Genomic DNA, 356 nt, shown 5'->3' with positions numbered 1-356 from the left:
GCATAAAGTTTTACAAAACCATCTTTATTTCTCGCCGCTCTACCGATCGTTTGAATCAAGCTTCTCGCACTTCTTAAGAACCCTTGTTTATCAGCATCTAATATCGCAATAAAACTCACCTCAGGTAAATCTAGTCCTTCCCTTAATAAGTTAATACCGACTAACACATCATAAACTCCTAAGCGTAAATCTCTGATAATCTCAATGCGTTCTAATGAGTCTATCTCAGAATGTAAGTACGCCACCTTTATACCCATTTCTTTTAAATAAGAGGTTAAATCTTCACTCATTTTTATCGTTAAAGTTGTGATTAAAGTTCTTTCATTTTTCTTTATTCTTTTTTCAATTTCTGAAAC

At 33.1% G+C, this 356-nt stretch carries 1 protein-coding gene; it reads right to left on the bottom strand.

What is annotated here, in order from left to right; all coding sequences use genetic code 11:
- Positions 1–356, bottom strand: a 356-nt coding sequence (locus ABCO64_RS10625; RefSeq protein ID WP_343089454.1) for a helicase-related protein, incomplete at both ends; no start/stop codon positions are given.

Origin of the sequence: Methanocalculus natronophilus, from assembly GCF_038751955.1 — an archaeon.
Classification (GTDB): domain Archaea; phylum Halobacteriota; class Methanomicrobia; order Methanomicrobiales; family Methanocorpusculaceae; genus Methanocalculus; species Methanocalculus natronophilus.
Note: the sequence above shows the minus strand (reverse complement) of the source record. Positions and strands in the feature narration are given on the sequence as shown.